Below are 13,582 nucleotides of genomic sequence, written 5' to 3'. Positions count from 1 at the left end.
TATCCATCCAAATTGATATTGGCCATCTTGACACTTAATCCCAACAACCTTAGTTACTGATTTTCTAGACAGCCTGAAAGATAGTGTTTGATTAACAGCGATAGGCCGTGTGCGCCCGCAAAATCTTAGTCAAATCAGCCTGCTGCTCTGCGCTTAAATCCGCCTTGCCCGAAACATAAAAAATTTGATATTTGTCTTGCCCCCAAAGCGATATGCTAAAACAATAAATACAGCTCAAAATGATTAAATAACGCATAGGCCTAGGTTTTTAGTGATAAATGTCTTTCTCCTTCATATTGCCCAAATTGTCCAATCGTTACAATTCTTTTCCCTTCTTTTCTTTTTTGGGGCTGCCCCTCCCTTCGGTCGGGTCGGGCTGTTCCGGGCTCGCTGCTCGCTCGGCCCTTCGCAAAAAATGCTGCGCATTTTTGCTCGGTCTGGCCCTGCGGGCCACCCTATCCATCCCTCAGCCGGCGGCTTCGCCGCCTCTACACGCATAAAAAACTCTGTTTGAAATTTTGTCTGTGCCCCTTCCTTGCCGCTAGGATTTTATTTATCAGGGAGCTTGGGGGATTCCCCCAAGGCATCTTCAGCATTACATTTAGCTCTGGCGTTGCGCCACAGCCGTCTGCATCCTTACATTTAGCTGTGGCGTTGCGCCATAGCCATCTGCATCATTACATTTAACTAGAGGGATTCCCCCAAGGCATCTGCATTGATACATTTAGCTAGGGGGAATTTCCCCCAGCTAATTTGCAGATTACAATTGACGTTGGGAAAATCCCAGAGCTAATCTGCAAATTACAATTGACGTTGGGAAAATCCCAGAGCTAATCTGCAAATTACAATTGACGTTGGGAAAATCCCAGAGCTAATCTGCGAATTACAATTGACGTTGGGAAAATCCCAGAGCTAATCTGCAAATTACAATCGACGTTGGGAAAATCCCAGAGCTAATCTGCGAATTACAATTGACGTTGGGAAAATCCCAGAGCTAATCTGCAAATTACAATTGACGTTGGGAAAATCCCAGAGCTAATCTGCAAATTACAATTGACGTTGGGAAAATCCCAGAGCTAATCTGCGAATTACAATTGACGTTGGGAAAATCCCAGAGCTAATCTGCAAATTACAATCGACGTTGGGAAAATCCCAGAGCTAATCTGCAAATTACAATCGACGTTGGGAAAATCCCAGAGCTAATCTGCAAATTACAATTGACATGGGGAATTTCCCCCAGCTAATCTGCAGATTACAATTGACGTGGGGAATTTCCCCCAGCTAATCTGTAGATTACAATTGACGTGGGGAGGGTGCATAAGGCCCTATCTTTTTTTTCTGGACCAACCCTACTACAAATTAGCTAAGCTCGCTTAGTAGCGAAATATTGGATGCGGTTGTATTTAAGCCCTTCTCATTTTACCCTAGGGGCTTGCCCCTAGGCTAATAGTCATAGTCGCCCCCTCCTTCGAGGGGGCTTTTTGTTTGGCTCTATTGGTTAATTGGGCCCAGACGAAATTTTCGGTCTTGGCTCCTAGCTCCTAATTCTTATGTTTCAAGAGAAAGAGAAAGAAGTTTATTGAAGATCTTGTTTGCTTAACTGTTCAAGCTCAGGGGTAAAGACGAATCCCCTCGCAGGAGGGGATGACAGATTCAATAGCCTAGGGCCTTGGCCCTAGGGGGGAAATTTATATCCTATTGGCCTGTGGGTTGAAACCCACTGCAAAAAGGGAAGCCATGCAAAACCTAATAAAATGGGCCGAAGGTTAAAACCTTCAGCCCATAGCTAAAAGAGGGTCGATTGACTAAGTGAGAAAGATAAAAAGCCAAAAGATTTAGATCAATGAGGGTTTTAACCCTCATTTATAAGGCATCGCAAAGCGATACCAGATTGCTGTGGGTGTTAACCCACAGTATCGGCCTAGCGATGTGCAGCAGTGGCCGTCAGGCCAGACCAAGGCGGCAAAGCCGCCGCAGGGCCGAGCGACCCGACCACCGGGAGCCGACGCAGCGAAGCAAGTAACAGCGAGCCTGCGCAACGTAGCGCCGCAAGGCGAAGCCGCAGCGGAGGCTCCAAAACATCAAAAAAATATTAGATTCTAGATAGGCTGGACAAAAGTCTGTTTTCTTTGTAGTTCTTGAAGCATTTTTAATTATTTTCAGGGCAGAACAAAACAGACAAACATGAGTAACTTCCAATTCCTCAAAAAGGAATGGCCCCAGCTATATACCCAAGCCAGAGAGGCCGAAAAACATCTATTGACCGCCCCTCGTACGGCTGCTTTTTATAGCCGATTGACCCTAGAACTGACCGTTTATTGGCTCTATGACCATGATGAAGATTTGGGCCAACGTTATCTGGATGAAACCCTTTTTGGTCTTTTGCAAAAGCCTAGCTTTAAGCAAATGCTGCGACCTTCTATGCAGCGGGACCTAGATTACATTCGCAAAATTGGAAATACCGCCGCCCATAGCGCTCAGGCGATCAATGCTTCGGAAGCCAAAGAAGCCCTGAAAAATGTTTTCCGCTTTATGAATTGGCTGGCCCGAAGCTATTCGGCCAATGAGGCTATGCCCATTCATAGCTGGTCCGATGAGCATCTGCCCCTAGGCGGAGCCGAACAAAAAGAGTTGAGCCGAAAGGAATTGGCCCAACTTGAAAAAACCTTTGAGGACAAACAAAAAACTATCCTCAAGGAGCTGGAACGACTCAAGAAGATTGAGGCAGAACACCAGCGACTAAAAGAAGAAAACGCACAGTTTAAGGCCCAAAAAGAACGCAACCGCGCCAATCTGCTGAAAAAAGGCGAGGAACCTGGCCTAGCGCCAGAGGTGCGAAGCGAAAAAGCAAGTCGCGACCTCTATATTAACCAGATGCTGCGAGAAGCGGGCTGGAACCTAGAGGATAATCGACAAGTCGCTCAAGAATATAAGCTTAACCAAATGCTGCCCGGCCGCAACGGCTTTGTCGATTATGTATTCTTTGATGAAAAGGGACTACCCCTGGCCATCCTCGAAGCTAAATCCATTACGAAAGATCCAGAAAAGGGAAAGGAACAAGCCAAAATATATGCGGATGCCCTAGAACGAGATACGGGCCGCCGCCCCATTATCTTTTTGAGCAATGGCCTAGAAACCACAATCATTGACGATCAATTTTATAAGGCAGAACGCCGCATCCTCGGCTTTTATAGCCGAGAAGAGCTACAGAGTTTACATTATAAACACAAGCAGCGCCAAGCTATTGAGACCGTAGGGCCCGACCCCAATATTGCTGGTCGCCCCTACCAAATACAGGCCATCCTGAGCGTAAACCAAGCCCTAGAAAACCGAGAGCGGGCCGTGCTTTTGTCTATGGCCACCGGTAGCGGAAAAACCCGTACGGCTGCCGCCTTAGCCAAGGTCCTTTTTGAAAACAACTGGGCCAAACGCATTCTCTTTTTGGCCGACCGCCGCAGTTTAGTCAAGCAAGCCCAACATGCCTTTAAAAACCACCTAGAAAACTACAGCAGCCTTAGTCTGCTCGATAAGAAGGAAGAAGGCGAAGAACACGCCCGCCTGGTCTTTTCTACTTATCCGACTATGCTCAACTACCTCAACCGAGAGGAGGGTCGAAAATTTGGCATTGCCCAATTCGATTTTATTATTGTGGATGAGGCCCACCGCTCCGTCTATAAAAAGTATAAGGCCATCTTTGATTATTTTGATGCCATCCTAATCGGCCTAACGGCTACCCCCCAAGATCAGGTGGACCGCAATACCTATCAGCTCTTTCATTGCGCCAATGAAAACCCCACTTTTGAGTATCCCCTCAAAGCTGCTGTGGAGGCCAATTATCTGGTTCCGCCTATCATCGTAGATGGCAGCACCCAAATTACCAATGAAGGCGTGCATTATAAGGACCTCAGCGCGGCCGAAAAAGAAGAGTATGAAGATAGCTTCATGAATGAGGAAGAAGAGGAAATGCCCGAATCTATCGCCAATAGCGAGCTAGATGTCCGCCTCTTCAATGCCCCTACGGCCGATAAAATCCTCAATCTACTAATGGAAAAAGGCCTAAAGGTCGACCAAGGCGATAAACTGGGCAAAACCATCATCTTTGCCAAGAATACCAAGCATGCTAAATTCCTCAAACAGCGCTTTGACCTGCTTTTTCCGGCCCAAGCCGATCTAGCCGAAACCATTTATAGCGCTAAGGATTATGTGGAATCGCTTTACGATCGCTTTAAAGACCCCAACCAATTGCCCCAAATTGCCATTTCGGTCGATATGCTCGATACGGGCGTAGATGTACCCGAAATTGTCAATCTGGTCTTCTACAAAAAGGTCCGCTCTCATGCCAAGTTCTGGCAGATGCTGGGTAGAGGCACCCGCCTAGCGCCCGACCTCTTTGGGCCCAGCCAAGATAAAACCTTCTTCTACATCTTTGATGTCTGCGATAATGTAAGCTTCTTCGAGGCGGAATTTGATAAGGGCCAAGGCAGCCGCAGCCCCTCTATGGAGGAGCGAGCCTATAAACTCAAATTAGAGATTGCCCAAGCCCTCAATCATCTAGATTATCAAGAAGATGAACGCTTTTTGGCCCATCAAAAGGCCCTAAGAGATGAGGCCTGGCAGGCCCTAATGGCCCTAGACCTGCATCAGATTGAGGTTAAAGCGGTTTACCCCATCTATAAGAAGTATGAACAGCGCAGCCGCTGGGATCAACTCAATAGCAAAGAGCTGAAGGAAATTGTAGACGAGCTAGCCCCCCTAGCCGCTCAGGTCAATCAGGATAGCGATCTGGGCGCCCGCCGCTTCGATCAAATGATTTGGCAACTACAATTGCTTTTCCTAAAAAATAAAGACCGAAGCAAAAAGGCCAACCGCCTGCGCGAAAGCCTCGATCTGCTGGCCCAAAAAGGCAATATCAAACAGATCCGAGAAAAAGCAACACTCATTAGAGAATTGCGCCAAATCGGCGCTATTGAGGCCCTCGATTTCTGGGGACTAGAAACGGCCCGCCTAGAACTCCGAGAACTGCTCCGCCTGCTCGATAAAAAGCAAAAGAAAGCCATTTATAGCCATTTTGCCGATGAACTAACTGGAGCAGAAGAAAGAGAAATGGAAGGCTATGGCGGTGGCTATTCCGAACCCTACAAACAACGACTCTACCGCCTACTGACCGAAAATAAGGAGCAGCTTTATCTGCAAAAGCTGCATAGCAATCAGCCCCTGACCCTAGCCGAGGTAGAAGCCCTAGAACGCTTTATCCTTGAGCAAACCCAAGGCAAAAAAGAAGAGCTGCAAGCCGAACAAGGCGAGCTCTCTTTGGGCCGATTCATCCGCTCGATTATTGGTCTAGATCCCGCAGCCGTCCAAAACGCTTTTGCCGATTATCTGCAAGAACAAAAATGGAATGCCCAACAACTGGCCCTAGTCCAATTGATTGTGCAACATTTTGTGACCAATGGCTATTTACCCCCCCAAGATATTATGGGCGAGCCCTTCAATCACCATGGCAATTTAATAGAGCTCTTCGGCGGGCATGCTCATGGCCTTGTAGACCTCATTAAGGCCATAAATAAGAATACGGAACCGGCTTAGGGATAAGCCCCTAGGCGACTATTGGCATTTCATAGTACCTGTGGGTTGAAACCCACAGCAACAAAAGAGGCCATACTAGGCGCAATGAAAATGAGCCGATGGTTAAAACCATCGGCCCATAACGGCTACGAATAAACGGCTTGGGATCATTTTCTTACTATAGTGAATAGCCTTAGAATAGAAAAGCGAACAAGGACTTTAGTCCGTCAGTTCGCTCAGTCAACAACCCTGGGCTTCAGCCCAGGGCTGTAAGCATGGAAGGGAAATAATAAGAAAAATGAGATATATGACCCAAGCCCCCCCCCACAAAAACAACTAAACAAAAAATCCCCCCGCCCCAACAAAAAACTTCCTATATTCCCCCCTCAAAAAAATAGCTTTATGATTACTGGAGAATTACGCAACGATATAGATAAAATTTGGAATTACTTCTGGTCGGGTGGGGTGACCAACCCCGTGACCGTAATCGAGCAACTGACTTACCTGATGTTTTTGCAGGAACTCGATATGCGCCAAAATGCACAAGACCAACTGGCCGCCCTCTTTGGCGAAGGCTATGAGAAAAAGGTCTTTTTTGAAGAAGAACAAGAGAGCCTCCGCTGGTCGAACCTCAAACAAATGAACCCCGAAGAACGCTTCGAAAAGATGCGCGATGAGGTTTTCCCCTTTATGCGAGAAGAACTTTCACAAGGGAAGGCTAAGGAAAATGTCTCGATCTTTGCCCGCTATATGCAAAATGCCAGCTTTATGATCCCCTCCGCTAAGTTGCTGGATCAGGTGGTGTTGGCCCTTTCTTCGGTCAATTATAAGGACTCGGATACCAAGGGGGACCTCTATGAGTATCTCTTATCTAAACTCTCTTCGGCAGGGAAAAATGGACAGTTCCGCACGCCCCGACACATTATCCGCCTGATGGTGGACATGATGCAACCCAATGTACAAGATACCATTTGCGACCCCTCGGCGGGTACCGCGGGCTTTTTGGTAGAGGCCGCCGATTATGTCCGCAAAAACCATAAAGATGCCTTGGTCAAAAGCGAAAACCAAGCGCATTTCCGCAGCAAGATGTTCTCGGCCCTAGAGTTTGATCCCACTATGGTCCGTGTGGGCGCCATGAACCTTTTTGTGCACGGCATCGAGCAGCCTTTGTTGCGCGATATCAATGCGCTTTCGCCCCGAAATGCCGACCTAGAAGAGAGCTGCTCGCTCATCCTCGCCAATCCGCCTTTTAAGGGGACGGTGGACAAGGATGATTTGGATGAGGAACTCACGAAGATGGTCAAGACCACCAAATCGGAATTGCTCTTTTTGGCCCAAATCCTTCGCCTACTCAAAAATGGCGGTAGAGCGGCGGTCATTATCCCCGATGGCGTTCTCTTTGGCAGCAGCAAGGCCCATAAGGAAATCCGCCAGCAGTTGGTGGAAAAACAGGAGCTACAGGCCGTTATTTCTATGCCTTCGGGCGTTTTCAAACCCTATGCGGGGGTCAGCACGGCCATCCTGATTTTTACCAAAACCAATGCGGGCGGCACCGATAAGGTCTGGTTCTATGATATGCAGGCCGATGGCTTTTCCCTAGATGATAAGCGGCAGTTTTTGGGCAAAGAGGGCCAAGCCCAAAGCCATGAAGAGAATAACCTGCCCGATATTTTGCAACGCTGGGCCAAACTGGAACAGGAGGAGAACCGCAGCCGTACCGAGCAGTCCTTTATGGTGCCCCTTGCTGAGCTACAAGAAAATGATTACGATCTCTCGATCAACCGCTATAAAGAGATTCAATATGAGGCCGTGGCCTATGATCCGCCCCAAGAGATTATCCAAAAGATTCAGCAGGATTTACAAACGAGCCTAAAAGAACTTGCTGATTTGCAGCAGCTTCTAGATTAGTGCTTTTGGGGCCCGCGGCCGCCCTTCAATTTGGGGCGGCGGGCGCTACGTTCCGCAGCTCGCTATTCGCTCGGCCCTGCGGCGGCTGCGCCGCCTTGGTCTGGCCTGACGGCCACCCGCTCCGCAGCGCTGGGCCAATGGCCCTAACGGGCCCAAGGGGGCTGCGCCCCCTTGCCGCTGAGGCCCAATTGTTTAGCCAAATAAATCAAAGAAATGAAGAAGAGAGATTGGAAAAAGGTAAAGCTGGGGGAGGTACTGACAAAACCTATTTCAGGGGAATGGGGAACAGACCCAACAGATAGAAAAATAGGTGTAATTCGCACTACCAATTTTACCAATGAAGGTAAAGTTGATTTAACGAAAGGTGTAGCATATCGAGATATTCCAGAAACCAAAGTCGAGAAAAAGCAGCTACGCAAAAGAGATGTAATTATAGAAAAGTCTGGAGGAAGCCCCAAGCAGCCTGTTGGACGGGTTGTTTTCTTCAAAGAAGAAGGCACTTATTTGTGCAATAATTTTACATCTATATTAAGAGCTAAAAATGATCAGAAATTAGATCAGAAGTTCTTGTTCTACTATTTGTTTTATATTCATAAGGTAGGGCTTACTAACCTGTACCAGAATAAAACAACTGGTATTATAAATCTCCAATTAACAAGGTACTTAAAGGAGGTTTCCATCCCCCTCCCCCCCTTACCAGCGCAAAAGGCCATAGCGGCCCAGCTCGATCGAGCGGATAAGCTTCGACAGGCCTTGGCCCAAAGCCTAGCGGATTATGATCGTTTGCTGGCGGCCAGCTTTCTGGATATGTTTGGGGATCCTGTGCTCAATCCTAAGGGCTGGGAGGTCGTGAAGTTAGGGGAGCTGATTAAGAAATTAAATGCAGGAACATCTGTTAATTCAACTGATACGACTTACTCTAAAGAACGTAAAGGGATATTAAAAACCAGTTGTGTTTATTCTGGAGCTTTTAATCCATTAGAAGCTAAAGTAATTAAAGATGAAGAGCTCTCTAGAGCCAAATTAAATCCTAAAGCAGGTAGTATTATTATTAGTAGAATGAATACGTCCGAATTGGTTGGGAAATCTGCTTATATAAAAGAGGATTATGACAACCTTTATTTACCTGATCGATTATGGATGACTGAAAAAGGGGATAAAGAGCATTCTACTATTTGGTTAGCTAAGGCAATCTCTATGGAAAGTTTTATGCTAACACTACAACAGATTGCAACTGGAACAAGTGGGAGTATGAAAAATATTTCTAAAAAAGGGTTTCTTTCTTTGTCTGTTGCCCTCCCTCCACTTCCTTTACAGCAGCAATTTGCGCAATTGGTAGAGCGGATAGAGCGGCAAAAGGCGCTCATTCAGTCGGCCCAGCAATCGGCGGAGGATTTATTTGGGGCCTTATTGCAGGCCTACTTTTATGAGGGGAAATAGCATAGCGATCGAACAGGTCCAAACCGAGGGGTTTGGGCCTTTTTTGTTGTTGGGGGGCTTGCTTTTCCTGCGGCCCCTTTCCTGCGCCTAGGGACAAGCCCCTAGGCTAACTTTTTCAGACAGCCCTCTAAAGAGGGCCTTTGGATAAGGACCTTCGCTGCTAGAATGACTTAGCAAGAGCGTCTATATCAGCAGTTGAGGCCCTCGCAGAGGGCTGACTCTATTTGATTAGCCTAGGGGCTTGTCCCTAGGCGACTGCATCCTTACATTTAGCTAGGGGGATTCCCCCAAGGCATCTGCATCATTACATTTAGCTAGGGGGATTCCCCCAAGGCATCTGCATCATTACATTTAGCTGGGGGGATTCCCCCAGCTAATCTGCGAATTACAATTAGCGTGGGCGTGACGCCCAGCCCAATCTGCGAATTACAATTAGCGTGGGCGTGACGCCCAGCCCAATCTGCAAATTACAATTAGCGTGGGCGTGACGCCCAGCCCAATCTGCAAATTACAATTAGCGTGGGCGTGACGCCCAGCCCAATCTGCAAATTACAATTAGCTTGGGCGTGACGCCCAGCCCAATCTGCAAATTACAATTAGCTTGGGGAGGCTGTCTAAGGCCCTATCTTTTTTTTCTGGACCCACCCTACTACAAATTAGCTAAGCTTGCTTAGCAGCGAAATATTGGATATGGTTGTATTTAAGCCCTTCTCATTTTACCCTAGGGGCAAGCCCCTAGGCTAATAGTAATAGTCGCCCCCTCCTTCGAGGGGGCTTTTTGTTTGGCCCTATTGATTCACTAGGCCCAGACGAAATTTTCGGTCTTGGCTCCTAGCTCCTAATTCTTATGTTTCAAGAGAAAGAGAAAGAAGTTTATTGAAGATCTTGTTTGCTTAACTGTTCAAGCTTAGGGGGAAAGACAAATCCCCTCGCAGGAGGGGATGACAGATTCAATAGCCTAGGGCCTTGGCCCTAGGGGGGAAATTTATATCCTATTGGCCTGTGGGTTGAAACCTAAAGGCTTCATTGGAGATGGGTGAAAGGGCCTTGGCCCTAGGAGGAAAATTTATATCATATCGGCCTGTGGGTTGAAACCTAAAGGCTTCATTGGAGATGGGTGAAAGGGCCTTGGCCCTAGGAGGAAAATTTATATCATATCGGCCTGTGGGTTGAAACCTAAAGGCTTAATTGAAGATGGGCGAAAGGGCCTTGGCCCTAGGAGGAAAATTTATATCCTATTGGCCTGTGGGTTGAAACCTACAGGCTTCATTGAAGATGGGTGAAAGGGCCTTGGCCCTAGGAGGAAAATTTATATCCTATTGGCCTGTGGGTTGAAACCTAAAGGCTTCATTGGAGATGGGCGAAAGGGCCTTGGCCCTAGGGGGAAAATTTATATCCTATTGGCCTGTGGGTTGAAACCTACAGGCTTCATTGAAGATGGGTGAAAGGGCCTTGGCCCTAGGAGGAAAATTTATATCCTATTGGCCTGTGGGTTGAAACCTACAGGCTTCATTGGAGATGGGTGAAAGGGCCTTGGCCCTAGGAGGAAAATTTATATCCTATTGGCCTGTGGGTTGAAACCTACAGGCTTCATTGAAGATGGGTGAAAGGGCCTTGGCCCTAGGAGGAAAATTTATATCCTATTGGCCTGTGGGTTGAAACCTAAAGGCTTCATTGGAGATGGGCGAAAGGGCCTTGGCCCTAGGGGGAAAATTTATATCCTATTGGCCTGTGGGTTGAAACCTACAGGCTTCATTGAAGATGGGTGAAAGGGCCTTGGCCCTAGGAGGAAAATTTATATCCTATTGGCCTGTGGGTTGAAACCTACAGGCTTCATTGGAGATGGGTGAAAGGGCCTTGGCCCTAGGAGGAAAATTTATATCCTATTGGCCTGTGGGTTGAAACCTACAGGCTTCATTGAAGATGGGTGAAAGGGCCTTGGCCCTAGGAGGAAAATTTATATCCTATTGGCCTGTGGGTTGAAACCTACAGGCTTCATTGGAGATGGGTGAAAGGGCCTTGGCCCTAGGAGGAAAATTTATATCCTATTGGCCTGTGGGTTGAAACCCACAGCAAAAAGGGAAGCCATGCAAAGCCTAATAAAATGGGCCGAAGGTTAAAACCTTCAGCCCATATACGTAGAGGAAAACAGCCAGTTCTAAGGCCAAAAGATTTAAATCAATGCGGGTTTCAACCCGCATTTCATAAAAAATATTGCGGAGCAATACCTTGCTTGCTGTAGGTTTTAACCTACAGCCCCATGTAGCAGGCCCGAAGGGCCGCAGGCCTAGCGATGTGCAGCAGTGGCCGTCAGGCCAGACCAAGGCGGCAAAGCCGCCGCAGGGCCGAGCGAATAGCGAGCTGCGGAACGTAGCGCCGCAAGGCAAAGCCGCAGCGGAGGCCCCAAAACAGCAGCGAGCTGTGACAACCAGCCTCAAAGAGGCGCCAGTTCGACGAAGTAAACGACAACAAGAACTTTAGTTCGCAGTTCGACGACCAAAGGGAGTAACCGCCGCAAGGCGAAGCCGCAGCGACAACAAGCCCTTTAGGGCGCAGTTCGACGACTGAAAGGAGTAACGCCCCAAAAACCAAAATCAGAAAAATAGTTACCAAAAAAGCCATGCAGTTCCAGACTACATGGCTTTACAACTAATTACAAAGATTAAAATCTATGGAACTTATACTGTTCCGAGTACAGCTTCTTTGATTTCTTCCACCACAGAGGGGTCGAGTAAAGTAGAGGTATCTCCGAGATTGCTCACATCACCGCTAGCGATTTTGCGGAGGATACGGCGCATAATTTTGCCCGATCGGGTTTTGGGAAGGCCAGAAACCACCTGAATGCGGTCGGGTTTGGCGATGGGGCCAATTTCGGTATTGATAAGTTCTTTGAGTTCGGCCTCTAGGGCTTCTTGGCTACATTCCTCTTGAATAATGACGAAGGCAAAAATACCTTGGCCTTTAATCTCATGCGGGTAGCCCACTACGGCAGATTCTACGATAATATCGTGCTCATTGATCACATTTTCGAGCTCGGCAGTACCTAGGCGGTGGCCAGAAACATTGATTACATCATCTACGCGGCCAATAATGCGATAATTGCCATCGGCATCGCGTTTGGCGCCATCTCCTGTAAAGTATTTGCCTTCAAACATAGAGAAGTACACCTGTTTACAGCGATCGTGATCGCCATAAGTGGTGCGCAACATAGAGGGCCAAGGGAACTTGATGGCCAAGAGGCCTTCAATATTGTTTTCGGTCAATTCATTGCCATCGGCATCGAGCAAGCAGGGTTGAATACCGGGCAAGGGACGAGTGGCATAGGTTGGTTTGAGGGGGGTAATATTGGGCAAAGGAGAAATCATGATTCCGCCTGTTTCCGTTTGCCACCAAGTGTCTACAATGGGGCATTGGCTCTTACCGATGTACTTATTGTACCATTGCCAAGCCTCTTCATTGATCGGCTCTCCAACCGAACCCAAAACCTTGAGTGAACTCAAGCGGTAAGGAGCTACATATTCTAGGCCTTTAGCCATCAAAGCGCGGATAGCAGTGGGGGCGGTATAGAATTGATTCACCTCATATTTATCGCAGATCGCCCAGAAGCGGCCAGCATCGGGCCAGGTGGGAACGCCCTCAAACATAACGGTAGTAGCACCAGCCAACAAAGGACCATAAACGATATAAGTATGGCCAGTAATCCATCCAATATCTGCCGTACACCAATAGATGTCATTTTGTTGATACTGAAAAACATTGATAAAGCTATAATAGGCATACACCATATAGCCCGCGCTAGTATGTACCACTCCTTTAGGGGTACCCGTAGAGCCCGAAGTATAGAGGATAAAGAGCATATCTTCTGCGCTCATGGTTTCGGCGGGACAATCGGTGCTCGCCGCATCCATCGCCTCTTTCAACCAAACATCGCGACCCTCTTGCATATGGCAAAACTTATCGCAGCGCTTAGCCACCAATACGGTTTCTACACAAGGGCAATGGCTCAAAGCCTCATCGGCAATATCCTTCAAAGGAATCACTTTGGCACCACGCAAAGAGCCATCGGCAGTAAGGACCACCTTGGCTTGCGCATCATTGATACGATCGGCCAAAGCATTAGCGGAAAAACCAGCAAAAACCACCGAGTGAATGGCCCCAATACGAGCACAAGCCAAGGTAGCAATCGCCAATTCGGGAATCATAGGCATATACAAACAAACCCGATCGCCCTTCACCACGCCATAAGACTTGAGCACATTCGCCATTTGGCAAACCTTAGCGTGTAGCTCTTTGTAAGTCAATCGAACTTCAGGGGTTTTCGGTCCGTTGGGTTCCCAAATAATTGCGGTCTGATCGCCTCTTTCCGCCAAATGACGATCTAGGCAGTTCTCCGTAATATTCAATTCGGCTCCCTCAAACCATTTGACATCGGGGCCTTCAAAATTCCAAGAAAGGACATTATCCCACTTCTTTTTCCATGAAAAACTTTCGGCCACATTGGCCCAAAAAGCCTCTGGATTAGCTACGCTTTCTGCATATACTTTTTCGTATTCTTCCCAGCTGTTGATTTGGTGTTCCATATTAGAAACTATTTTGTCAGGTAAGTGAAATTTTAAATTCTTTTTTTGGGGCTGCCCCTCGCCTTTGGCTCGGGTCGGGCTGTGTCGTG

Annotated in this window: 5 protein-coding genes; 3 read left to right on the top strand and 2 right to left on the bottom strand. The window is 47.6% G+C overall.

Translation table 11 applies throughout. The features are described from left to right. Nucleotides 1–91: 91 nt before the first annotated feature. Nucleotides 92–256: a hypothetical protein gene (locus PPO43_RS13165; protein WP_272618520.1), complete on the bottom strand. Its 165-nt coding sequence runs from the start codon at nucleotides 254–256 to the stop codon at nucleotides 92–94. A gap of 1,928 nt (nucleotides 257–2,184) precedes the next feature. Between PPO43_RS13165 and PPO43_RS13160 the strand changes: the two genes are divergently transcribed. From PPO43_RS13160 to PPO43_RS13150, 3 genes are all read left to right on the top strand, one after another. Next, nucleotides 2,185–5,586 (top strand): DEAD/DEAH box helicase family protein, encoded by a 3,402-nt coding sequence (locus tag PPO43_RS13160; RefSeq protein ID WP_272618518.1) that lies wholly within the window; start codon nucleotides 2,185–2,187, stop codon nucleotides 5,584–5,586. Nucleotides 5,587–5,967: 381 nt separating this feature from the next. After that, nucleotides 5,968–7,473, top strand: a complete 1,506-nt coding sequence (locus PPO43_RS13155) for a type I restriction-modification system subunit M (protein WP_272618516.1) — start codon at nucleotides 5,968–5,970, stop codon at nucleotides 7,471–7,473. A gap of 213 nt (nucleotides 7,474–7,686) precedes the next feature. Beyond that, a complete protein-coding gene (locus PPO43_RS13150; protein ID WP_272618514.1) occupies nucleotides 7,687–8,913 on the top strand; it encodes a restriction endonuclease subunit S in 1,227 nt (408 codons plus the stop codon). Nucleotides 8,914–11,591: 2,678 nt separating this feature from the next. Here the strand turns inward: PPO43_RS13150 and acs are convergent. Next, nucleotides 11,592–13,493, bottom strand: a complete 1,902-nt coding sequence (gene acs / locus PPO43_RS13145) for an acetate--CoA ligase (RefSeq protein ID WP_272618512.1) — start codon at nucleotides 13,491–13,493, stop codon at nucleotides 11,592–11,594. Nucleotides 13,494–13,582: the final 89 nt, after the last annotated feature.

The organism is Saprospira sp. CCB-QB6 (assembly GCF_028464065.1).
Classification (GTDB): Bacteria; Bacteroidota; Bacteroidia; order Chitinophagales; family Saprospiraceae; genus Saprospira.
Note: the sequence above shows the minus strand (reverse complement) of the source record. Positions and strands in the feature narration are given on the sequence as shown.

Excerpts from the sequence above, each read along its gene's own strand:
- PPO43_RS13165 (WP_272618520.1), bottom strand. The coding sequence starts at position 256 with ATGCGTTATTTAATCATTTTGAGCTGTATTTATTGTTTTAGCATATCG.
- PPO43_RS13160 (WP_272618518.1), top strand. The coding sequence starts at position 2,185 with ATGAGTAACTTCCAATTCCTCAAAAAGGAATGGCCCCAGCTATATACC.
- PPO43_RS13155 (WP_272618516.1), top strand. The coding sequence starts at position 5,968 with ATGATTACTGGAGAATTACGCAACGATATAGATAAAATTTGGAATTAC.
- PPO43_RS13150 (WP_272618514.1), top strand. The coding sequence starts at position 7,687 with ATGAAGAAGAGAGATTGGAAAAAGGTAAAGCTGGGGGAGGTACTGACA.
- acs (WP_272618512.1), bottom strand. The coding sequence starts at position 13,493 with ATGGAACACCAAATCAACAGCTGGGAAGAATACGAAAAAGTATATGCA.